Origin of the sequence: Halomonas sp. OfavH-34-E, from assembly GCF_024124525.1 — a bacterium.
In the GTDB taxonomy this organism is placed as follows: domain Bacteria; phylum Pseudomonadota; class Gammaproteobacteria; order Pseudomonadales; family Halomonadaceae; genus Halomonas; species Halomonas litopenaei.
The window spans coordinates 1-22,256 of record NZ_JAMXRY010000067.1 but is presented as its reverse complement, the minus strand read 5'-3'; the positions used below and the strand labels follow the sequence as shown (position 1 = coordinate 22,256).

Annotated in this window: 18 protein-coding genes; 9 read left to right on the top strand and 9 right to left on the bottom strand. The window is 65.6% G+C overall.

Going from position 1 to position 22,256, the window contains the following annotated elements:
- On the bottom strand, window positions 1-122 hold a 122-nt coding region (locus NH448_RS21005), incomplete at its 3' end, for an NRDE family protein (protein ID WP_253029383.1).
- 121 nt (window positions 123-243) lie between these two features.
- Here NH448_RS21005 and NH448_RS21000 point away from each other — a divergent pair.
- From NH448_RS21000 to NH448_RS20965, 8 genes are all read left to right on the top strand, one after another.
- Window positions 244-1,437 carry a response regulator gene (locus NH448_RS21000; protein ID WP_045994146.1) on the top strand — a complete coding sequence of 398 codons (1,194 nt, stop codon included), beginning with the start codon at window positions 244-246 and terminating at the stop codon, window positions 1,435-1,437.
- Complete coding sequence (locus tag NH448_RS20995) at window positions 1,437-2,225, top strand: sulfite exporter TauE/SafE family protein (protein WP_045994147.1); 789 nt, start codon at window positions 1,437-1,439, stop codon at window positions 2,223-2,225. Before NH448_RS21000 ends, NH448_RS20995 begins: the two co-directional genes overlap by 1 nt.
- 121 nt (window positions 2,226-2,346) lie before the next feature.
- Window positions 2,347-3,150 (top strand): prolipoprotein diacylglyceryl transferase, encoded by an 804-nt coding sequence (gene lgt, locus NH448_RS20990; RefSeq protein WP_045994148.1) that lies wholly within the window; start codon window positions 2,347-2,349, stop codon window positions 3,148-3,150.
- A gap of 208 nt (window positions 3,151-3,358) precedes the next feature.
- Window positions 3,359-4,198 (top strand): thymidylate synthase, encoded by an 840-nt coding sequence (locus NH448_RS20985; RefSeq protein ID WP_045994149.1) that lies wholly within the window; start codon window positions 3,359-3,361, stop codon window positions 4,196-4,198.
- On the top strand, window positions 4,195-4,767 hold the full coding sequence (locus NH448_RS20980) for a dihydrofolate reductase (protein WP_045994150.1): 573 nt from the start codon (window positions 4,195-4,197) through the stop codon (window positions 4,765-4,767). Before NH448_RS20985 ends, NH448_RS20980 begins: the two co-directional genes overlap by 4 nt.
- Window positions 4,768-4,973: 206 nt before the next feature.
- Window positions 4,974-6,506 carry a ProQ/FINO family protein gene (locus tag NH448_RS23725; RefSeq protein ID WP_052704467.1) on the top strand — a complete coding sequence of 511 codons (1,533 nt, stop codon included), beginning with the start codon at window positions 4,974-4,976 and terminating at the stop codon, window positions 6,504-6,506.
- A 518-nt stretch (window positions 6,507-7,024) separates the two neighbouring features.
- Window positions 7,025-8,182, top strand: a complete 1,158-nt coding sequence (locus NH448_RS20970) for a porin (RefSeq protein WP_045994152.1) — start codon at window positions 7,025-7,027, stop codon at window positions 8,180-8,182.
- Window positions 8,183-8,284: 102 nt separating this feature from the next.
- Entirely contained in the window at window positions 8,285-9,454 is a 1,170-nt protein-coding gene (locus NH448_RS20965) for a hypothetical protein (protein WP_045994153.1), read from the top strand.
- Between the two features lie 225 nt (window positions 9,455-9,679).
- Here NH448_RS20965 and NH448_RS20960 read toward each other — a convergent pair whose 3' ends face one another.
- Window positions 9,680-11,125 (bottom strand): catalase, encoded by a 1,446-nt coding sequence (locus tag NH448_RS20960; RefSeq protein WP_045994154.1) that lies wholly within the window; start codon window positions 11,123-11,125, stop codon window positions 9,680-9,682.
- 186 nt (window positions 11,126-11,311) lie between these two features.
- Here NH448_RS20960 and NH448_RS20955 point away from each other — a divergent pair, with 186 nt between their 5' ends.
- Window positions 11,312-13,291, top strand: coding sequence for a diguanylate cyclase (locus tag NH448_RS20955; protein WP_342586449.1), 1,980 nt, complete (start codon window positions 11,312-11,314; stop codon window positions 13,289-13,291).
- Window positions 13,292-13,437: 146 nt separating this feature from the next.
- Here the strand turns inward: NH448_RS20955 and NH448_RS20950 are convergent, their stop codons facing one another.
- The 7 genes from NH448_RS20950 to NH448_RS20920 all read right to left on the bottom strand — a co-directional run.
- Window positions 13,438-15,792, bottom strand: a complete 2,355-nt coding sequence (locus NH448_RS20950) for a tetratricopeptide repeat protein (protein WP_045994155.1) — start codon at window positions 15,790-15,792, stop codon at window positions 13,438-13,440.
- Window positions 15,793-15,910: 118 nt separating this feature from the next.
- On the bottom strand, window positions 15,911-17,548 hold the full coding sequence (locus NH448_RS20945) for a BatD family protein (RefSeq protein WP_045994156.1): 1,638 nt from the start codon (window positions 17,546-17,548) through the stop codon (window positions 15,911-15,913).
- Window positions 17,545-19,182, bottom strand: a complete 1,638-nt coding sequence (locus tag NH448_RS20940) for a VWA domain-containing protein (protein ID WP_045994157.1) — start codon at window positions 19,180-19,182, stop codon at window positions 17,545-17,547. The genes NH448_RS20945 and NH448_RS20940 overlap by 4 nt, the downstream gene beginning before the upstream one ends.
- Window positions 19,179-20,246 (bottom strand): VWA domain-containing protein, encoded by a 1,068-nt coding sequence (locus NH448_RS20935; RefSeq protein ID WP_253029382.1) that lies wholly within the window; start codon window positions 20,244-20,246, stop codon window positions 19,179-19,181. Before NH448_RS20935 ends, NH448_RS20940 begins: the two co-directional genes overlap by 4 nt.
- A complete protein-coding gene (locus NH448_RS20930) occupies window positions 20,243-20,770 on the bottom strand; it encodes a DUF4381 domain-containing protein (protein ID WP_045994158.1) in 528 nt (175 codons plus the stop codon). The genes NH448_RS20935 and NH448_RS20930 overlap by 4 nt, the downstream gene beginning before the upstream one ends.
- Entirely contained in the window at window positions 20,767-21,801 is a 1,035-nt protein-coding gene (locus tag NH448_RS20925) for a DUF58 domain-containing protein (RefSeq protein WP_071211146.1), read from the bottom strand. Before NH448_RS20925 ends, NH448_RS20930 begins: the two co-directional genes overlap by 4 nt.
- Window positions 21,802-21,909: 108 nt before the next feature.
- A partial coding sequence (locus NH448_RS20920) for a MoxR family ATPase (RefSeq protein WP_253029381.1) occupies window positions 21,910-22,256 on the bottom strand: 347 nt, incomplete at its 5' end.

Genomic DNA, 22,256 nt, shown 5'->3' with positions numbered 1-22,256 from the left:
CCCGGGGCATCCGGCCAGGCGGCCAGGGGCGCGGTGGGGCGCGAGTGGACCTCGTCGCGGTTGGCGATCAAGGTGATCGGCCGCGCACTGTCCGGGGCGAAGTGAAAGGCAATCAGGCACATGGGCGCAGCGTAGCCGGATTTTCTGCCCAGGGGAATCCGGGGCGAGCCTACAACTGTGCCACCATGACAGGCTGCGGCCGGCAACGTACACTCTTGGCTTCTTCATTCAACAGGATGGAAGATGGAAGGCGACGATAGCAGGGATCGCTTTTGGCGCAGGCTGGTGATTCCCATCCTGTGGCCGGTGGTAGCCGCCCAGGGGGTGCTGCTGGCGCTGTGTCTGGTGCTGGGCGCCTCGCTGCACTGGCTGATGCCCGCCGCCGCCGGCTGGAGCACCACCCTGTGGATCGTCATGGGGCTGCTGGTGGGCACCACGCTCAACATCCTCGTCTTCCTGGTGCTGCTCAAGCATCGCCTATCCCGCGCTCAGCGTGACTTCGACAGCCTGCTCGAACGGGTCGAGAGCCAGTTGTCGCCACAACTCGATGGCCGGCACGAAGCCCCCACGCCGGAAGACTCGCTGATGGAGCGAGTCAGGTGGCTGCTCGAGGCCATCGACGCTCGACCGAAGGCAGGCCAAAGACGGCGTGGCAGTCCGCCTGACGTCGAGAGCGGTGATGCGGTTTGGCTTGAAAGCCAGGGGGAAGTCAGAGCAGATATCGGAGTAGATAGCCGAGCAGAGAACACGCCGGATTCGCTCGGCGAGCCCAGCGACTGGGAGCACGAAAGCCGGCGCCTGGCCGCCGCGCTGTCCCGCGCCAGAGAAGAGTCGCGTCTGAAGTCGAGCTACCTGAGCCACGTCGGCAAGGCATTGGCACCCTTGATCGCCGAGCTCGATCAGCTGATCAACCGGGCCGGCGACGGCGCCGAGCCCGAGGCGTTACGCCGACTGAGCGATATTCGCCTGTTGCTCGACAACCTCGAGGACGGCACCGACACGGCGCCTGTGGCAGAGCCTTCCGAGTCATCGGCCGACGAAGCGACACCCAGGGTGCTGATCGTCGACGACGGTCCGGTCAACCTGATGCTGGCGCGGGAGGTTCTCGAGCGCCGAGGCGTCGAGGTGGTGACCGCGACCCGCGGAGAGGAAGCGTTGGAGCGGCTGGCGGCGGTTGCCGTCGATCTGGTGCTGATGGATATCGTGCTGCCGGATATCGACGGCGTCGAGACCTGCCGTCGTCTGCGCGCGATGGAGGCGGCGGATTCGGGCCGCCCGCGTGCGGTGGTGATCGCCCTGACCGCCAATGCCAGCGACCAGGACCAGGCGCGCTTTCAGCAGGCCGGCATGGACGCCTGGCTGGCCAAGCCCTATCGTCCCCAGGCGCTGCTCGAACTGCTCGATCACTGGTTGCCGCTGCCGACGAGGTCGGTCTGATGCTGGCGTCCCTGGTCTCCTATCTGGCGCTCGGCACCGCGGCGGGCTTCCTGGCCGGTCTCTACGGCGTGGGTGGCGGGCTGATCATCGTGCCCAGCCTGATGACGGTATTCGCGCTGCAACAGGTGTCCGGCGAGGTGGCCATGCACCTGGCGGTGGGGACCTCGCTTGCGACCATCGTGATCACCGGCGCCTCGTCCGCCTGGGGCCACTTTCGCCGCGGCAGCATTCGGCGTGACTGGCTGGTAGCGCTGCTGCCGGGGCTGGTGATGGGCGCCGTGCTCGGGGTGTTCGTCGCCGGCGCCCTGTCGGGTGGCCTGCTCGGCACGCTGTTCGGTGTCTTTCTGCTGCTGGTCGCCGCCAAGCTGGTGCTGGGGCGCTCGCCCAAGGCGGGGCGTCAGGCACCCGGGCGTGGCAGCATGGTCGTCGCCGGCGGTGTCATCGGTGGTGTCTCTGCCCTGTTCGGTATCGGTGGGGGGACACTGAGCGTTCCCTGGCTGATTCGCTGCGGTGCCAGCATGACCCAGGCGGTCGGTACCTCGGCGGCCTGCGGACTGCCCATCGCCCTGGTCGGTGCGGTGACCTTCATCGCCGTGGGCCTTGGTGATCCGCGACTGCCCGATGGCGCCTTCGGTTTTGTCATGCTGCCGGCGCTTTTGGGGATTGCCCTGACCAGCGTTCCCTGTGCGCGGCTTGGTGTGCGACTGGCGCATCGGTTGCCTGCTCGGGTGCTCAAGCTGTCGTTCGCGCTGTTGCTGACGGTGGTGGGGCTCGGCTTCCTGCTGTAGCGAACCGTCGCCGCCGCTTGCTGTCCTATTGCCGCTGTGGCGTTTTTCTGGCGGTCATCCGCTCGTATAGCGCTACGTTACTCTCTGGTCACCTCGGTCACTTTCAGGAAATCTACCGACTATGCTGTCTTATCCCCAGATCGATCCCGTTGCCATCTCGCTGGGTCCGCTCCAGGTCCACTGGTATGGACTGATGTACGTGGTGGGCTTTGTCGCTGCCTGGTGGTTGGGCTGTCGACGCGCCCACCGCATCGGCCTGACCCGGGACGACGTGGGCGACCTGCTGTTCTACGCCGCCCTCGGCGTGGTGCTCGGTGGACGCCTTGGTTACGCGCTGTTCTACGGGCTGGATCAGTGGCTCGCGGACCCGCTGTGGATCGTCAAGGTGTGGGACGGCGGCATGAGTTTCCATGGCGGCCTGCTCGGGGTGTTGCTGGCGGCCTTGCTGTTCGCCCGGCGCAAGCACCTGGCGTTCTTCACTCTGACCGACTTCGTCGCGCCGCTGGTGCCGATCGGCCTGGGGGCCGGGCGTATCGGCAACTTCATCAATCACGAGCTGCCGGGCCGCGTCACTGACCTTCCCTGGGGTATGCCGTTCCCTGGCTACGGCCCCGAGCCGCGTCATCCTTCCTCGCTGTACGAGGCGCTGCTCGAAGGCCTGGTACTGTTCGTGGTGCTGTGGTGGGTGTCGAGCACACCGCGACGTCGCGGCCTGGTCTCTGGTCTGTTCCTGTTGATCTACGGCTTGAGCCGTTTCGCCGTGGAGTTCGTGCGTCAGCCAGACCCGCAGCTTGGCTTCATTGCCCTGGGCTGGGTCACCATGGGCATGCTGCTTAGCCTGCCGATGATCCTGTTCGGCGTGCTGTTGGTGGCCTGGTCTCGCCGCCAGCCGGTGGATGCCAGTACCGCGCCTGCGGCCGGCTAGGCGCTGACGAGCCGCCGATGCATGATGCAGCCGCCTTGGCCGCGCCCGGTTGGACACGCCCAAGAGGCTGCGTCACGCAGACCGGGCCCCGGTGGCCGCGCCAAGCTGGCCGCGTCTGGCATCGAAGCATGCCGGGCAGTACAATTGCCGGTTTTTCTGGTTTCGAGAAACCGTCCCGAATCCGTCACGACCAAGCGAGTGAATCCCGATGCCTGTTGATAGCGCTGCCGAAGCCACCGACCTTCCCGCCCTGGAGCAGCCGTATCTGGATTTGATGCGCAAGGTGCTGGACGAAGGTATCGAGCGTGACGACCGCACCGGCGTGGGCACACGCTCGATCTTTGGTCATCAGATGCGCTTTGATCTGTCCCGTGGCTTTCCGCTGGTGACCACCAAGAAGCTGCATCTGCGTTCGATCATCCATGAGCTTCTGTGGTTTCTGAAGGGCGACACCAATATCGCCTACCTCAAGGAAAACGGCGTGCGTATCTGGGACGAATGGGCCGACGAGAACGGCGACCTCGGCCCTGTCTATGGCTACCAGTGGCGTAGCTGGCCGGATCCTCGCGGTGGCAGCGTCGATCAGATCGAGACACTGCTCGACCAGCTTGCCACCAACCCGCGCTCACGGCGGCTGATCGTGTCCGCCTGGAACCCGGCGCTGGTGGACGAGATGGCACTGCCTCCCTGTCACTGCCTGTTCCAGTTCTACGTGGCCGACGGCAAGCTGTCCTGCCAGCTCTATCAGCGCAGTGCCGACATCTTCCTTGGCGTTCCCTTCAATATCGCAAGCTACGCGCTGCTCACTCGGATGATCGCCCAGGTGGCGGGTCTTGCACCCGGTGATTTCGTTCACACCCTGGGGGATGCCCACCTTTATCTGAATCATCTCGAGCAGGCCGAGCTGCAGCTGAGTCGAACGCCCACCCGGGCGCCTCGCCTGGAGCTGGAGCCGTCGGTGGATAACCTGTTCGACTTCCGTTTCGAGCACATCAGCATCCACGATTATGAACCCCATCCCCATATCAAGGCCGAGGTAGCGGTATGAGCAGCGCCGACAATGCCCAGCACTCGAGCGAAGGCCAGGACCTGGCGAGGCTCGACACCTTCGTGCCGGTGGCGATGATCGCCGCCATGTCGCGTAACCGGGTCATCGGGGTCGACAACCAGCTGCCCTGGTACCTGCCGGAGGACCTCAAGTTCTTCAAGCGCATGACCCAGGCCAAGCCCCTGGTGATGGGACGCAAGACCTTCGAGTCCATCGGCCGTCCGCTGCCTAACCGGCTGAATATCGTGGTCACCCGTGACACCTCCTTTCATCACGACGGCGTCAGGGTCTGTCACGACCTGGCCAGCGCGATCGAACTGGCCGACCGTCAGGCCACCATCGAGGCCGCCGAAGAGATCATGGTCATGGGCGGGGCTCAGATCTACGCCCAGGCCATGCCGATCGCATCGCGGCTCTATCTCACCGAGGTGGATGTCGATATCGAAGGTGACGCCCACTTCCCGGCGCTTGAGGGCGACTGGCAGGAAGTCGCCAGCGAAGCCGGCTCGCCGAGCGAAGGCCAGCCCGCCTACCGCTTCGTTCGCTACGAGCGTTCAGCCGAGAGCTGAAGCGCCTATTGCGTGGTTGCGGATTTGCGGTAGTCGCCACGGGACGAAATTGGCGTCTTGCTGGTGACACAATGAGCGTCGCCGAGCGGCGACAATTGCGACATCGCAAGCCCTGGCACAGACTGTGGCGACAACCCTGACAACAGCGGGGCGTGACCGGAGTCACCCCTGCAACGCGGCATTTTGCTGAGCCTGGAGGAGTCGACGTGATCGAGACACACGCAGAACACCCGTTGGAGGCGCTCGAGCAACGCACGGCGACGCTATTGGACGGACTGCGTGAGGGGCGTCGGCGCGAGCGGCAGCTGTCCAGCGAGCACCAGCGTATGGCCGACGAGCGCCAGCGCTTGATGGAGGAGTGCGAACGGCTGGCGTCCGAACGAGAGCGGTTGAGCGCTGAGCTGAACGCCGAATTGACCGCCGCCCGAGAACGTCAGCGTGAGCTCGAGTCGCAACTTGGCAGCGCCGTCGAACGCAGCGGTCAGCTCGAGACGGAGCTTGAGGCACTGCGCGCCGAGCGCCAGGCGCTGTTTGAAGAAAACAGCGAACTGACCGAGGAAAATCGCGAACTCGATGAACAGAATCGTGAACTCGAGGCCCACAACGCCAGGCTGCGTGAGCGCGTCGAACATCCCGAAGCCGAGCCTCAGTCCCCCGCCTTTGTTCGTCCCAAGCGACGCGCCCAGGGCCTGGCTGCATTGATGCAGCATCGCCCGCGTCATGCCAGTGGTGATCAGTCAGCCGACGAGACAGACGATCGGACGACTGAACAAGCAGCCGACCAGGCGTCTGACCAGACAGCGGCTTCCACAGCCGGTGAGCAAGCCGAGCAAGCCGAGCAAGCCGACAAGACCTCCGCTGAGCACAGCGGTGAGCAAGCCCCTGTCCAGGCCGCTGACCAAGCCCCCGAGCAAACTCCTGACCAGGATGCTGGGCGAGTGGGCGGGCCTGCCGGCGAAGTCGCTCCGGCAACTATGGCGAGCGAGGCGTCCCCGGAACCGTCCACTGACGCGACGGTGTCATCCGACGCCTCTCGGTCGAAGCCAAGCCAACAAAGCCAAGGGGCGCCTTCCAGGAACGCTGACCTCCAGGGTGATACATCCGAAGCGACGGCCTCCGACGAGGCTGGCCGCCAGGGGGATCTGGCCATCGACAAGGCGCCGTCTCCCCAGGCGCTGTTGGGTGAGTGGTACCAGCGCTATGACAAGACCTTCTTCAAGGGCCACACCCGTCCCTTGAAGGTGGGCATCCACGAGGACCTGGCGGCCAGCGAGCCCTGGCCCGAGAAGCTGGTGCGGCGGGCCCTGGCCTGCTACGTCAACCTGCCGCGGTATCTCAAGTCGGTCAGGGAAGGCGCCGAGCGTATCGACCTCCAGGGCGCGCTGGTCGGGGCGGTCGATGCCCAGGCCGCCGAACACGCCAAGCGCAAGCTGGACCGCCTGCAGGCGGAGCAGCAAGGGCGCGGCAAGGTGTCGCAGCGGCGCAGCGGCCAGGGCCGGCGGCGCGCTGGCGCTGGCAAGGGCAAACAACCCCAGGGGGCATCAAATGCCGACCCGCAGCCCCATCGGGAAGTCGAGAGTGAACAGAGCAGCCGCACGGCGATGTCACAGGGGCGTCCCCCGCATCTCCACCAGCCGCAGAACGAGTCCAGGCACCAGCCTCATGGCCACGACAGCGAGGAATCGCGTCTGCAGCGCAAACTCGACGCCCTGATGGCCCGCCACAATAGTAGTCACTGACCGCGCTCCCTGGGTGTGGTCGTTGTCTGGGCGCTTTATGCATGGTCCTCATATGCGGTCATCAATTGTGCGGTCCTTATGGGCCGCCGCCGCCGTTGACGACTGTCGACAGTGTTCAACCCAGCTGACTTGAAAGCGTCACATCAGCGGGGCATGATGTAGTCGCTATGCCCGGCGCAGCATTCTATGCAGAATCGGTACGAGGTTAGCGAACAATGTTCGTTAAGTCGGTTTTCCGGTTCCAGCGCTGGCGGCGCCTTCGCAGGGATCGGTGTCGAATCGAGGGGCAGCGGGAACGAAAACAGTGTTTTTTTCTTGTTGCGCTCCTGAGAATCCCGGTATATGGTTGCCCTTGCGAGCATTGGACTATAACAAGGCTTCGCCGCTGTCAGGCTCGCTGCCTCGGTTCCCTGCCAGGAACCACAAGGCCAGAAAAACGAGCCGGCAATGACCGGCAAGCCAAGGCTGCCAAGCGCAGCAACGATCGAAACAGCAAGCTAGTCAAAAGGAACTCAGCAATGAAAAAGACACTGTTAGCGACTGCCATCGCCGGTGCTGCCGCCTTTACCGCTGCAGGCGCCCAGGCTGCCACCGTCTACAACCAGGACGGCACCAAACTCGACATCTACGGCAACGTCCAGATTGTCTACGCCGGGGTGAAGGACGAAGACGGTCACTCCCGTGACGAGATTGCCGACAACGGTTCTACCTTCGGCTTCGCCGCTGAGCACGTCATCTACAACGGTCTGATCGGCTACGCCAAGATCGAAATCGACGACTTCAAGGCCGACGAAATGAAGGTCGCTGGTCGTGATGCAGGCGACACCGCCTACATCGGCCTGAAGGGCAACTTCGGTGACGCGCGCATCGGTTCCTATGACTCCCTGCTGGACGACTGGATCCAGGATCCGATCTCCAACAACGAATACTTCGACGTCTCCGACTCCAACACCTTCAAGGGTGCTCCGGGTGAAGACGCCGATGACGCCAGCGTTGTTGCCGGCGATCCCGAAGGCGACAAGATCACCTACACCTCTCCGGTCTGGGGCGGCTTCCAGTTCGCTCTGGGTACCCAGTACAAGGGTGACGCCGAGAACGAAAACCTGACCGACGGTGGCGAAGCCTCCATCTTCGGTGGTCTGAAGTACACCATCGGCGGCTTCTCTGTCGCCGGTGTCTACGACGACCTGGGCATCTACGACATCGAAGACCAGTCTGTCAGCTACCTGTCCACTGACGTGGCTGCTGACGGCACCGTCACCACCACTCAGAACAACGTCACCATCGATGACGAAGATCTGGGTGATCAGTACGGTGTCACCATGCAGTACCAGTGGGACAGCCTGCGCGTCGCCGTCAAGTACGAGCGCTTCGAGTCTGACAACGACTTCCTGAAGGACGCTGACTACTACGCCATCGGTGCCCGTTACGGCTACCTGAACGGCATGGGTGACATCTACGGTTCCTACCAGTACATCGACCTCGGCGGCAGCGGCTTCAGCGACTTCGACAGCGCCAACGATGACGAGAACGACGACGACAACTTCAACGAAGTGGTTGCCGGTGTGACCTACAACATCTCCGACGCCATGTACACCTACGTGGAAGGCGCCGTGCGTGACCGTGACAACGACCAGGGTGACGGCTACGCCGTGGGTCTGACCTACCTGTTCTAATCCGACAGGTTTGACCCCCTAGCGTTGGAACGCTATAAACGAAAGCCGATCCTCCGGGATCGGCTTTTTTTCTGCTCTCAATCGGCAAGCATGTGAGGATCCATGAAAGACGTCACCCTACCCGCGGCGCTGCTGGCGCTTGGTGTTGCCCTTGCAGGTACCACCGTACAGGCTTCTGACAGTGCCATGACCGAGCGCTTCCGTGAGGAGAACCGCCAGCTCGATCTGACCGGCTTCTTCAAGCCGGAGAGTGACGCCCGCAGCCAGAGCTTCATGTTCGGGTCCCCCCATGCCCATGACTTCGAGGTAGAGGAAGAAGGGGTCTATCGTTTCGAGAGCCGTGTCAGCGCAGGCTATGAAGACAGCTACCAGATCGATGCGGTGCTGATGGACGATGCCGGCAATGTGATCGCTCGGGGCGAGGGCTACGGCCAGGACGGCGGTCTCCAGTTGGAGAGTCGCCTGACGCCTGGCATGTACGAGCTGCAGGTCAAGGGCACCCGCTTTGGCCGACGCGGCCGCGCCGGCGACGGCTACAGCATCGCCGTGGTGGGTCTCGATGATCGCGGTAATCGTATCGAGGTGGATGATGGCACGGGTCTGCAGTTCGTGGGCTCGGATCGTGACGGAAGCCAGAGCGCCTTTGTTACCAGTCGTGACGCAGTGGTCACCCTGGGTAGTCAATCCGGTGCCTCCGGGGCCGCCGCGACTCAGTCTGCCGCAGCCCAGTCCTCCAGCGCAGCAGCGACTTCTGCGTCTGCCTCCTCCGCAGCGGCAGCAGGCGAAGTGGCCTCAAGCGCAGGTGCCTCGGCGGCCACCACGGCGTCCACGGCCGGGGTGGCGGGTTCCTCCTCGGCGGCCGGTGCCACAGCAGGTGCAGCCGCCGGCGCAGGCGCGGCAGCCAGCGTCAGCGGTAGTGCAGCGCGCAGCGATAACCCGGATGAGCGTCAGGTGCAGAGCGTCAAGACCGACGTCAAGATTCGCGCTCGTGGTGAGGTACTGAGCTTCAACGTGGCCGAGCCGAGCAGCGTGCGTATCACCACCTCGACCTTCCCGCCGGGCGACGAAGACACCTATCGCCTGACCATGGAGGTGGCCGATTCCTCCGGGCGTATCGTCGCCGAGGGCGAAGGCCAGGGCTTCAACGGCAACGTCGATCTGACCACCCAGCTGGACCCGGGCATGTACCATATCCGGGTCGCCGGTCAGAAGTTCGGCAACGCCCAGGACGGCCCCAACAACTACGAGCTCAAGGTCGTGCTCGACAACTGATATCGCGAGCGACGTATCGTCGCGAGTGGTGACAACAGGACGGGCCCTTCGGGGCCCGTTTTTTGTGCAAGACGTTGGTCTCTGGCCGGTGGGGTCGCCCGACAAGCCGAACGATGCCACCACGGTGGACACAAAAAAATACCCCCGCCTTTAGGCGGGGGCATGGGGACGTGCTGTGACGGGATTGGTCAGCGGGTGGCACTTCTCGCCTGGTGGCAAGATGGGTCAGTCACCGATTCTGGCGATGGCCTCACGCACACCGGCAGCGTACTCCGGGTGGCACTTCTCGAAGTGGCCGAGCTGACGCTCCTTGATAAAGTCCGGGACACCCTGCATATGCCGGGCGATATTGCCGAACAGTCGCTCCCGCTGCTCCGGGCTCATCAATTCGAACAGGGCGCGAGGCTGTGCGTAGTCGTCATTGCCTTCGCGGTGGTCGTAGCGCCAGGCGTCGCCTTCCAGCGGCAGCGGCGGTTCCACTACGCTCGGGTCCTCGGTCGGTCCATCGAAGGAGTTGGGCTCGTAGTAGGCGTCGCCGTTTTGCTCTCCGTTGGCGAAGAAGCGCATCGGGCCGTCCTTGTGGTAGTGGTGGACCGGACACTTCGGCTGGTTGACCGGCAGCGCCTCGTAGTGGGTGCCGAGGCGGTAGCGGTGGGCGTCGGCGTAAGAGAACACCCGTGCCTGCAGCATCTTGTCCGGCGAGAAGCCGATGCCCGGCACCTTGTTGGACGGTGAGAAGGCAGCCTGCTCGATCTCGGCAAAGTAGTTGTCGGCGTTGCGGTTGAGCTCGAAGTAGCCGACCTCGATCAGCGGGTAGTCGCCATGGGGCCACACCTTGGTCAGGTCGAAGGGATTGAACGGCGCCTGCCTGGCCTGTTCCTCGGTCATCACCTGGATAAAGAAGTTCCAGCGCGGGTAGTCGCCGTTTTCCAGGGCGTTGTAGAGGTCTTCCTGGGTGGTCTCGCGGCTCTTGCCCACCACCTGTTCGGCCTCGGCATCGGTAAAGTGCTTGTGACCCTGGGCGGTGCGGAAGTGGAACTTGCACCATACCCGCTGGTTGTCGGCGTTGATCAATGAATAGGTGTGGGAGCCGTAGCCATTGATGTGACGAACGTCGGTGGGCAGGCCGCGGTCCGACATCAGCATGGTCACCTGATGCAGTGACTCCGGTGACAGCGACCAGAAGTCCCAGGCCGCGGTGGCCGAGCGCATGTTGGTGCGCGGGTGGCGCTTCTGGGTATGGATGAAGTCCGGGAACTTGGACGGATCACGGATAAAGAACACCGGCGTATTGTTGCCGACCACATCCCAGTTGCCTTCCTCGGTGTAGAACTTCAGGGCGAAGCCGCGCACGTCACGCTCGGCGTCCGCCGCACCCTGTTCGCCGGCCACGGTGGAGAAGCGGGCCAGCATCGGCGTCTGGCTACCCGGGGTGAAGACCTTGGCCTTGGAGTAGCGGGTGATGTCCTGGGTGATGGTCAGGGTGCCGTGGGCGCCCCAGCCCTTGGCGTGGACGGTGCGCTCGGGGATGCGCTCGCGGTTCTGGTGAGCGAGTTTCTCGAGAAGCTGGTAGTCCTCGAGCAGCAGAGGTCCACGGGGGCCCGCACTCAGGCTGTTCTGGTTGTCACCGATGGGGGCACCGGCGCTGGTGGTCATTGTCTTGCGGGTCATGTGGCGTCTCCTGCTCTTGGTCTGGTCCGATATAAGGTATAGACCGCTGTCGACGAAGAACAATCGAACCTTTCTATTTCGTTTATAGGAAATGGATGTTTAGCGTTACTATTTATGCTATTCACGATGCATGTAACGTATTTCGCACCACCGCCACCGGCGGTTCGACCCTGAAGGAAAGCCTTCGTGCCCAAGCTGTGCAGATTTGTCGCTTCGCTCTCGCTGCAACTGAGAATGATGACTGGCCTGGCGATGACCTGGGTTGTCGTGGTGACGATCCTGCTGGCGTGGGGCTGGTACACCGGCAAGGACCTGGTGCGTGAGGTGAACTTTTCTCACCTGCGTTACGAGACGCATCTAATCGCCGATGAGGTGACCGAAGAGATCGAGACACGCCTGGCGATGCTTGAGCGGGTGGCGTCCAGGCACCCGAGTGGCGCGTTGCTCGACCCCGGCGGTGGGGTGTTGAAGGAAAACAGCGTATTGCTCGAGCTGTTCGACGGCCTGGTGGTATTCGACGGCGACGGCAGGGTGGTCACCGATTGGCCGGTGACACCGGGGCGCGAAGGGCTCGATATCAGCGATCGCGAGTACTTCAGTTTTTTGCGCGAGGTCGGGCGGCCCTACGTCAGTGACCCCATCTATGGGCGTATTACCGGGCTTCCGCTGGTGCTGTTACTGGTGCCGCTGAAGGGCGACGATGGTCGCTTCATGGGGGCTTTGGGAGGCGTAGTCGAAGTTCACTCGGGCGGTATCTTCCGACGCTTGAGCCGGGTCCGGCTGGGTAACGAAGGCTACGCAGCCGTGTTCAGCGCCTCAGGGCAGGTGCTCTATCACCCTGACCGCCAGCGCGTGATGGGGACGCTGGGAGACCTCTCCCACAACCCGGCCCTGGACCTGGCCCTCGATGGCTGGGAGGGCGAGCGTTTTGGACCTACGGTAAATGGCGAAATGACCTTTCAGGCATACCGGCAGGTGTGGCCGGCGGACTGGATCGTCGGCGTGTTCTTGCCGGAAGGCCAGGTATTGGCGCCCTTGTGGGGCTTGCTGAAACGCCTCAGCTGGGTCGGGGTGGGTATCGCGCTATTGCTGCTGCCACTTCTTGGCTGGATGGTATGGCTGCTGCTGCGGCCGCTTTACCAGTTGCAGTCGCAGATCGCCCAGGTAGGCAAGGGGCTGCGTGGTCGCGTCTCGCTGGGTACCGAGATGAAGGAATTGACCCAGGTGGCCGAGGCTTTCAATGCCGTGGAGGTCGAGCGAGAACGGGCGCTGAATGATCTGCGCGGACGTCAGGCGTTCCTCGACAGCGTGCTGGCGTCCTCGCCGGTGGGCATGTTCGTGACCGACACCCAGGGGCGCATCACCTACATGAACGACGCCCTGGCCCAGTTGACCGGTCGTACCATGAAAGGGCAGGACCGCTATGGCTGGGTCCAGGCGATCCACGCCGAGGATCGCGATGCGGCGATCGAGCTGTGGCGCTACAGCATGGCCTCGGGAGAGGACTTTCTGCGTCAATACCGTTACTGGCGGGCCGATGGCGAGCTTCTGTGGCTGGAGGTTCACGCCAGCCAGGTCGCCATCGATACCGAGGTCATCGGCTTCGTCGGTACCGTCAAGGACATCACCGCCCGTCGTCAGCAGGAGGCGATACGTCAGTGGGAGGCCGAACACGATCCCCTTACCGGCCTCTTGAACCGACGAGGCTTCGAGCGTCGCCTCGAAGAGGCCATGGCGGACTGGCGCAAGATGGCCAAGCCCTCCGTTCTGATGCTGTTCGACCTGGATCGGTTCAAGCCGATCAACGATGAGGGTGGCCACCCGCTCGGTGACGAGATGCTGCGTCGCATCGCTCGGGAAGTCGGCCGCTGTGTTCGTAGCAGCGATCACGTGGCTCGCCCGGGCGGCGATGAATTCGCGGTGCTGCTGCCAAGTTGTACGCTGGCCCAGGCGCAACGTATCGGCGAAGACATCCTGACAGCGATCAACGACACCTGTGTGGTCCACGAGGGGCGTGAATACCATGTCACCACGAGCCTCGGCATCACCGAGTTTCGTGAAGGCGATGCCGATATTCACACTCCCATCGAACGTGCCGATGCGGCCAGCTACGCGGCCAAGCGCCAGGGCCGCAATCGCCTGGTGGTGGACGAGAGCGAGGCGTAAGGCCGGCCGCACCGACGACACCACCGACGTCCCCACCGCCAACTTTCAGTCTGTCGCATCAGCGCCTGGGCGTCGTCGGTCGACGACCGATGACCCCCAGGCACTTTTCCATCCAGGCCGAAGGGGGCAGGGCATCTTCAGGGATGCTATTGATTGCCGCGTAGCTGGCGCTCCAGCTGCCCCAGACGCGGGTCGTCCGGTCGCAGTCGGCGCAGCTCGGCCAGGGCCGACAGCGCCTGGGGGATGCGCCCGCTGGTGGCGTTGACGTAGACCAGGGCGTAGAGCAGGTCGGGATCTCCGGGTGCCTGCCGGCGTCCCTGTTCGAGTGCCGCCAGGGCCTCGTCCTTGCGTCCCAGGCGGTCCAGCATCAGTCCGCGGTTGTAGTGGGTGCGGGCGTGGTCCGGGCGCCATTCGGCCGCCTTCTCGAGCCAGGACAGGGCCTCTTCCATCCCACCCTCTTCTTGCATCCCTCCATCCTCTGCCAGCGACAGTGCCAGCAGGTAGGCCAGGTGGCCTCGATCCGGTGCGGGCATGCCATCGAGGGCGATGCCGTCCTTCAGCAGTGCTCGGGCGTCCTGTTGGCGGCCTTCGGCGCTGAGCTGGGTGACCAGGTTGGCGCGGGCCGGCAGGAAGTAGGGGTCCATCGCCAGCGCCGCACGATACTGTTGCTCGGCTTCGTCCTCGCGTCCGGTGCGCGCCAGCAGTACCGCCAGGTTGAGGCGGTTGCCGGGCAGGTCGGCGTTCTGCTCCAGGCGCCGCTCGTAGTCGCGACGTGCCTCCAGAAAGGCTGCACGACGCTCTTGTGGCATGACCATCAACGAGGTGCCGGCCAGCGCCTTGACCGCCTCGTCGCGGACCGCCAGGCGTTCGTCATCGATCAGTGGCAGCAGCAGCTCGACCCTGGCGCCTTCGGGCGCCTGGGCGAACACCGGCGCTGCGGCGGCGCGGACCAGTGGGGACTCGTCCTTTAACGCCTGCTCGAGCGTCGGCAGGGCGTCACCGGCAAAGGGAGTGAGCTCATCCACCGCGGTGGCGCGCACGATGTCCGGAGTATCGTCATCCTCGATCAGCGCCTTCAGATAGTCCGGCGCTTCGGGGCGGCCCAGGCGGGCCGACTGAAGCGCCACACCGTAGTGGGAACGACTGGCGCTGCGGCTGTCGTCACCGAACCACTCACGAATCTGCGCCGCGGCATCGGCGGGTGACAGGTCCTGGTGGCAGCCGGTGCAGGCGTCGGGGCTACCGGTGGCCTCGGCGAGATCCGGGCGGGGCACCCGGAAGCTGTGATCGCGACGCGGGTCCACCACCATGTAGGTGGTCTCGGGCATATGGCAGCTCACGCACTGGGCGCCTTCGCTGCCGGGGGTATGGTGATGGTGCTCGGGACTGTCGTAGTTGTTGCGCTGCATGGTCGGGAAACGCGGCGGAGGCGCCGGGTTGTGGCACTGCAGGCACAGGCCATTGCCCTCGATCTTTACCTCGCTGGTATGCGGGTCATGACAGTCCACGCAGCCGACACCCTGCTGGTACATGCGGCTCTGGGTGAACGAGCCATAGACATAGACCTCGCCCTGGATCTGGCCGTCGGCGTGGTACATGCCCTCGCCCAACAGGCTTGGCAGGGCGGCATCGGCCAGCGGAGCACCATGCACCGGGCCCGCGCCCAGCATCTGGCGACGACTGTGGCAGCGAGCGCACTGCTCGACCAGCTCGGGGGCGTCCATGTCGGCGAGATCGAGGGCAAGGCCCATATCGCCGCTTGAGGCGGGAGAGGACGCGGGAGCGTCCTCGTCGGCCTGCCACCGGGCCGCCCAGTCCAGGTGATCCTGGGCGGGGCCGTGGCAACTCTGGCAGCCGACACTCTGCTCGTGCCAGGTGGTGGCGAAGCTGTCGCTTTCAAGATCGTAGTGCTTCTCGAGGTTGGTCGAGTGGCAGTCGGCGCACATGGCGTTCCAGTTCTGGTAGCGCCCGCGCCAGTGCAGGGGGTCATCCGGGGTAAACGCCTGGCCCGGGTAGAGCGAGAACCAGCGCTGTCCGCCTTCGTTGGCGGGGCGCGAGTCCCAGGCGATGGTCAAACTCTGCAGTCGTCCCCCCGGCTGCTCCACCAGATACTGCTGCAGCGGGCGTACGCCGAAAGTGTGGCGGATCTCGAAGGTTTCGGCGGGGTCCTGGGGGCCTTCCAGGGTCGCCAGGAAGGTATCGCCTCGGCGGTGAAAGCGTGCCTTGACCTCGCCATCCTCGAAGCTGGCGTCGTCGAAGTCGCCCAGTACATTGTCGGGGGTAGCATCGCGCAGCGCCCAGGCGTGGTCGGAATCCTGCCATGCCTGGGTCTCGGCCTCGTGACAGGAGGCGCAGCTTCCTTCGGGGGCGTAGCCCCTGGTTTCGGTAGCCGTCGTCGGGGGCGTTCCCTGGGGCGTTCCCTGAGGCGTCTGGGCAATGCTCTCCGGTGCGGCCAGCAACCCCGCCATCAGGGCCATGGCAAGCGCTGGTGCCGATACCATCGAAAGCGCTGGTGCCAGCGTCGACGAAAGCGCTGGTGCGGGCCCTGTGGACTCGACGCTCGGAAGGAGCGTTGCAAGTCGAGCACGCAGGCATCGAAGAAAGGATAAACGGCCAGGTTCACGCATTACGTCGGGTCACTTGTGCAGTCGGGTTCAACGCCGTCAGGCGGTCGTGGGCAAGCTGTCGGTTTGCAGGGCGCGATGATGCAAGCTCTCGCGCACTTGGCAGGGCCTGTGCCAGGCGTTGCCAGAGGGATTCTTTACTGTCCATGCCATCGCCATCGCCATCGCCATCCCCATCGCTGCCGCCGTCGCCACCAGTATCGCGAAAACCTGCCGCTGGCTTGGCGATCTCGCGATCGGGACCGAGGCGGGCGCGACACAGGGCGTCGAGTCGGTTGGCAAAGTGGGCGCGTGCCTCGCTATTGCTGTCCAGATGGGGTTCCAGGGCCTCCCAGTGTCGGCGCACCGCGACCAGGTCGCGGGCATCGAGGGATCGCTTCAGGCGCTGAAGCCCGGCCACGCCGCTGGCCTCGCGACGCTGGCGCTGTTGTTGCTGGTGATGTTGCCAATGCGCATGCACCTTGGCACCGATGGCAAGGTGCCGCCACAGCCAGGTGGCGAGCGACACCAGCAGCACCAGTCCCAGCAGCCAAGGCAAGACGCCGAGAACGAGGCGCGACCAGTCCTCTGCGCTGCGAGCGGCGCGGGGTGCCGAGACGCTGACCTCGATCGGCGCAAGCTCGGCCTGCTCCAGGCTGTCGCTTTCGGGATCGTACCAGCGCAGCGAGACTCCGGGCAGAGAACTCTTGCCACCGGTTTCTGCCACATAGGTCACGCGGTCGGTACGGGTGCCGCCATCGCTGGACTCTTCAAGGCGTGGTGTCTCGGGATAGACCCCGAGCGGGGCCATCGCTGTCTCGTCGCCTGCCTCCTTGGCCGTTGCAGACAGCAGGTCGGGCAGCAGCAGGGCGCTGCCGCCGCTCAGTCGCGCGGTGACCGTGCGGGTGACGCTGTCGCCGGCCTCGAGCTCGATGGGGCCGCTGTCGCCGTCGGCATCGTCTTGCTCCGGTGACTGTCGGTCGTCGCCCGCGTTTTCTGTGTCGTCAGCATCACCATCGTCTCCCTTCTGGCCCTGCGCCTGCTCACCGTTCTCTCCGCTCTTGCCCGCTCGCACGATCTCGAGCGTCTGGGTCAGCTCGATGTCGCGGGCCGACAGATAGGGGTCGAGTCCCTCGGCGGCCTCGGGCAGCCGGGCCGTCAGGGTCACCGGTGGCAGGGTGAGGCGTTGCTGGGTCGGGGAATTGTCCTCGGGAGAGGCATAGGTGACCTCGAGGCTGCCGCTGCCCAGCTCGAAGCGTCCGGCGGACAGTGGCGTCAGGCGATAGCGGCGCGAGACGCCGGACCAGGTCTTTCCATCGACGCGCTGGCTGATCGGGGTGGTGGCGCGATCGCCCAGGGTCACCCTGAGCCCCGGTTGGTCCAGGCTCGGAAAGGTGACAGGCTCAGGCATCCAGGTGGGTACCAGCACCTGGACACGCAGCTCGGCGCTGTCGCCGGGCGCCAGCTCCTGCGGCTCGAGTTCGACCGCGAGCCGGACCGGGGACGAGCGGGTATCCGCCGCTGCCGGTGCGGCCGAGCAAAGCGTCGACGTCAGCGCCAGCGACGACAGCAGCAACGACAGCAGCATGAGCCCCGCCAGACGCGGCGCACTCTTGCCAGGGCGCGAAGCGCGGCTGACTCGACGTGGGTTCATGGCGCCGTCTCCCTGTCGTTGTCGCTATCACTATCACTATCAGAGCTAGCGGGAGCCTGCGCCTCGATGGCGAAGCGCTGGCGCAAGAAGTCGCTGGTATCGGTGTCCAGGGTCTCGATCCACTGCTCGGCGGTGATCTGCTGGCCAGGTTTCTCCACCGGCTGTTCGGTGTCCTCACCCCGGGCCTCTTCATTGTCGAATACCACGTCGTCGGCGCCGATGCCGAGCTCCTCGCCGGTATCGGACTGCTCACGGGTGTCCTCGACGTAGGCGAGTATCTCCCTGGCCAGTTCCAGATTGCGTTGACCTTCGGGATAGTCGGGGTCGCGCTCGAGCACCGTCTCGAAGGCGTCGATGGCGGGGCGGTACTGACGATTCTTGATCAGCGCCAGACCCTGGGTGAAGGCAGCATCGGCGCTGTCGAGCCGTTCGAGCACCTCGACCGCCGCCTGGTACTGGCCATCGCGGTAGAGCGCATAGCCGAGCCAGGCCGGATCCTCGAAGTGGCGGGCCGCACGCCAGTAGTCGTTGCGTTCGGCCCACCAGCGCCCCTGCTGGTCCGGCGTCAGAAAGGCGTCTGCGAGGCCTTGGGTCAGCCTTCCTGCCAGGCTGGTGTCGAGGGTCTCGGTGGCCCTGGACGCCTCCTGGGCCAGGGCCGGCGTGACGGGCCCGGCCCACAGCACCGGCAGCAGCGCCAGGCCGGACAGGCCGAGCTGCCAGCCGCGGCGAAAGCCCAGCAGAGCGAGCAGTGCCGCCGGCCAGGCCAGCCATACGCCGCGATCCTCCCAGGCCAGGCGGTCGTCATCGCGTAGCGCCTGCTGGTAGGTGGCGGCCAGACGGCGGGTGATCTCGTCCACGTCGGCGTCGTCAACGCTCAGCCCCACGCGGGTCGCGCCTGCCACCAACGCCGTGCTTGTCCCGGAGCTGCCGGGAGCGTTCATGTCCAGCACCAGCAGGGTGTCATCCTCGCCGAGACCGGCCGTGACGGAACCCTGCGCGGTGACGCCGTCGCTCACCAGCAGTACCGCGCCGGGAAGCCCTGCGTTGTCGCGTCGAGCCCCGTCGAGCACGCTGGCGGCAAGCGCCAGCGCTTGCCCGGCGGCGTCGCCGTCTTCCGGCATGACGTCGCTGGAAAGCCCCTCGAGGTAGGGCGTGACCAGCGCCGGGTCGTCGGTCAGCGGCACCACCTGGTGGGCACTGCCGGCGTAGGCGATCAAGGCGGTACGGGCGCCGTCGCGACGTTCGAGCAGGGTCTGGATCTTGTGCTTGGCGCGCTCCAGGCGGCTTGGTGGCACGTCGCTCTGGTCCATGCTGGCGCTGACCTCCAGCACCACCACCAGCGGGGCGCTCTGGGCGATCAGCGGGTTGGGCATGCGCGTCCAGGCGGGGCCGGCAACGCCCAGGATCAGCAGGATGGCGAGCAGCGCCAGGGTGTCCAGTGGCCGCAGTCGGCGGCGGTCGTACCCATCGGCACGCAGGGCAGATGCCAGGTGGGGAGCAAAATGGTCACCGCCGATGTCCGCCGAGGGGATCCGTCGGCGCCACCACCACAGCACCACCACCAGCGGCAGCAGCAGGCACCACAGTGGACGCAGCAGGTGCAGCGCGGAGAGACCGTCGAGCCACTCGCTCATGGCGTGCCCTCCTGCGTGTTGTCACCGCGGCTGGTGTCAGGGTGTTCGGCGACGTCTGTCCGGGTATCTGCCTTCCCGTCAGGGGGATCGCCAGCCGTCCGTGAGCGGACCAACTGCCGGCGATCGAGTGCCAGGGTCAGCAGCACCAATGCCGCCGCCAACGCTAGCGGCCAGTGACTCAGCGAGCGGTGCTCGCGATAGCTGTGGGTGGCGACCTCACGCGGTGCCAGTTCATCGATCCGCGCGTAGATGGCGGCAAGCGCCTGCTGGTCGGTTGCGGTGAAGAAGGCGCCGTCGGTGGTCTCGGCGATGGCCTCGAGGGTTTCGCTATCGACGCGGTTTTCGCCGCTGCCCTGGGGGTCACCCATGGCGATGGTGATCACCCGCACGTCGCGCTCGGCGGCGATGGAGGCGGCGTTGATGGGGCTCATGCGGCTGCCGGTGTCGGCGCCGTCGGACAGCAGGATCAACAGCCGCTGTTCCACGTCGCTTGCCTCGAACTGGCGGATGGCCAGACCCATGGCGTCACCCAGCGCGGTATGCGGGCCGGCCATGCCGACCTCGGTCTGGTCGAGCAGCGTGGTCAGCGTCTTGAGGTCCTCGGTCAGCGGCGCCTGGACGTAGGCCCGCGAGCCAAACACGATCAGCGCCAGACGCTCGCCCTCGCGATCGGCGACGAAGTCGGCGATGACCTCCTTGACCGCCGCCAGGCGCTGGCGGGGCTCACCCTCGGCATCGATCAGGTCGGACTCATCCATGCTGCCGGAGATGTCCACCGCCAGGATCAGGTCGCGGGCGGCGCTCTGCCAGACGATGGGTTCGCTGAGTTTCTCCGGACGGGCCAGGGCGAGCACGATTAGTCCCCACACCAGCGCCTGTGTCAGCCGAGCCAGCGGCGAGCGCTGGCGGCCGCGCGGAACCGAGACACCGACGGCCTCCACCAGTCGCTGAAAGAACGGCAGGCGCAGCGCTGCCAGCCGTTGGCGGTGGGCTGGCAGCAGCCAGTAGGCCAGTAAAGGCAGCGGCAGCAGGGCCAGCGCCCAGGGCGTCGCCAGTTCGATCATGACGCCGACTCCTGGGGAATATCGCGACGGTGATGGCGGATCCAGCGTCGGCTCAGTGCCACGAGTTCCGCCGATGGGGGATTGGTGCCGTCTGTCGGGGTGGCCCGGTAGGGCGCCGTGGACAGCTCCTGGCCCAGCGGGCCGTCGAAATGCGGGGTGCGTCTGTCGCCCAGGCTTGCATCGAGAAAGCGCCACCAGCGCTGGCCGGTCAGGCCGGCGACACGCTCTCGCGGATAGGCAGAGAGGGCGGTCCGCCTGAGGATCTCCGCCAGGGCGATCGCTCCTTCGTCATCCAGGCGCTGGTCGAGCTCGGTCAGGGCGGCGCGGCGATAGGCATCGGCACGCCAGCGCAGATACCGACGGATGCCCCAGAGCGCCAGTAGCGCCACTATCACGACGGCCAGCAGCGACCAGCCCCAGGTCTGGGGTATCCAGGGGATCGCAGGGGGAACCGGTGCCTCGGACAGCTGATCGATCAGGTCGGGCAACATCACGATATCGTCGTTGCTCGCAGCGCTACTCATCGCGGCCCCCCTGTCGCCGGGTCATTGCCAGCGTCTGAACCAGCAGCACCCTCGGACGGCAGCCCAAGCAAGGTACGCAGCTGGGGCAGGGTGGGGGAGCCAGCAGACAGTGACGCCAGGCCCACGCCAAGCTGACGTGACCAGCGCTCAAGCTGCTGGCGGCGCTCTCTGGCCACGCTTTCCAACGCCCGGCGCTGATCGGCGTCGGAGGTATCAAAGCGGGCGTGGCGCTGACCGTCGGTGGCCACGCAGGCGAGGTCGTCAGGCAAGCGCTCGGACAAGGGATCGCTGACCGCCACCAGCATCAGGTCATTGTGGCGGCGGATGGCGCCGAGCAGTGCTTCGGTGCGCGGGCCCGGAACATCGAAATCGCTGAGCAGGATGATCAGGTGGTCACGGCTGGCCAGGCGTGCCACCGACGTCAGTACCCGATCCAGCGAGGTCGGCGCGGGTGCCTTGCGCTGTGGATGCAAGGCCTGGTTGGCCTGGGCCAGGGCGCTCAGGTAGCGCATCAGCTGGGCCCGGGAGCGACGCGGCCGGAACTCTTCGACGGCCTCGTCGCTGACCACGATGCCGCCGACCCGGTCGCCCTGCTCCAGCACCGCGAAGCCCAGCAGCGCGGCGGCTTCGGCGGCGGTGACCGACTTCATGGCGTGGCGGCTGCCGAAGAACATCGACATGCGCTGGTCGACCACCAACAGGGCGGGGCGATCGCGCTCTTCGGTGAACACCCGTACATGGGGAGTGCCGGTGCGCGCGGTGACCCGCCAGTCGATGTTGCGCACGTCGTCCGATGGCTGATAATCGCGTAATTCAAGGAAGTCCAGGCCGCGCCCCCGGAGGTGCGAGCCATGGCGGCCATTGAGCACGCTGCGAGCCGGCTGGCGCGGCAGCAGTCGCAGGCGGCGGCCCTGGGGTTCCAGCGCCGTCAGCTGCGCAAGGTCCAGGTGCACGCGCGGATCCAGCGTGGTCCGCTCCGTGGAGCCGGGCACCGTCCGGGAAGCCGGGTGTCTGGCGAATGGCAGGCGCATCTATACCTCTTGTCCAGGGATCCGTCCCTTGCCGGGGCGAGGCTAAAGCCGTGGCGAAGTCTGGCGGCTAGAAAGCGTGTACGGACCGGGTTTGCACGAGACCAGGCCTCAGGGTAGCGCCACGCAGCCAAGCAGGGTGGCGACCGCGTCGTCGGCGCTGAAGCCCTGGCCCTGGGCCTCGAAGCTCAGCCCGATGCGGTGGCGCAGCACCTCAGGTGCCACCTGCTGGACGTCCACCGGATCCACGTAGTCGCGGCCTTCGAGCCAGGCGTGGGCGCGGGCGCAACGGTCGAGCGCCAGCGAGGCGCGCGGGCTGGCGCCGAGTTCGATGTAGCGGGCCAGGTCGTCGCTGAAGTCCGCCGGGTGACGGGTGGCGTCCACCAGCGTGGCCATGTACTGCTCCATCGGCTCGGCCACGTGCAGGACGGCGATCTCGCGGCGGGCGGCGGAGATCC

Coding starts and splice junctions, on each gene's coding strand:
- NH448_RS21000 (WP_045994146.1), top strand. CDS start 244: ATGGAAGGCGACGATAGCAGGGATCGCTTTTGGCGCAGGCTGGTGATT.
- NH448_RS20995 (WP_045994147.1), top strand. CDS start 1,437: ATGCTGGCGTCCCTGGTCTCCTATCTGGCGCTCGGCACCGCGGCGGGC.
- lgt (WP_045994148.1), top strand. CDS start 2,347: ATGCTGTCTTATCCCCAGATCGATCCCGTTGCCATCTCGCTGGGTCCG.
- NH448_RS20985 (WP_045994149.1), top strand. CDS start 3,359: ATGCCTGTTGATAGCGCTGCCGAAGCCACCGACCTTCCCGCCCTGGAG.
- NH448_RS20980 (WP_045994150.1), top strand. CDS start 4,195: ATGAGCAGCGCCGACAATGCCCAGCACTCGAGCGAAGGCCAGGACCTG.
- NH448_RS20970 (WP_045994152.1), top strand. CDS start 7,025: ATGAAAAAGACACTGTTAGCGACTGCCATCGCCGGTGCTGCCGCCTTT.
- NH448_RS20965 (WP_045994153.1), top strand. CDS start 8,285: ATGAAAGACGTCACCCTACCCGCGGCGCTGCTGGCGCTTGGTGTTGCC.
- NH448_RS20960 (WP_045994154.1), bottom strand. CDS start 11,125: ATGACCCGCAAGACAATGACCACCAGCGCCGGTGCCCCCATCGGTGAC.
- NH448_RS20950 (WP_045994155.1), bottom strand. CDS start 15,792: ATGGTATCGGCACCAGCGCTTGCCATGGCCCTGATGGCGGGGTTGCTG.
- NH448_RS20945 (WP_045994156.1), bottom strand. CDS start 17,548: ATGAACCCACGTCGAGTCAGCCGCGCTTCGCGCCCTGGCAAGAGTGCG.
- NH448_RS20940 (WP_045994157.1), bottom strand. CDS start 19,182: ATGAGCGAGTGGCTCGACGGTCTCTCCGCGCTGCACCTGCTGCGTCCA.
- NH448_RS20935 (WP_253029382.1), bottom strand. CDS start 20,246: ATGATCGAACTGGCGACGCCCTGGGCGCTGGCCCTGCTGCCGCTGCCT.
- NH448_RS20930 (WP_045994158.1), bottom strand. CDS start 20,770: ATGAGTAGCGCTGCGAGCAACGACGATATCGTGATGTTGCCCGACCTG.
- NH448_RS20925 (WP_071211146.1), bottom strand. CDS start 21,801: ATGCGCCTGCCATTCGCCAGACACCCGGCTTCCCGGACGGTGCCCGGC.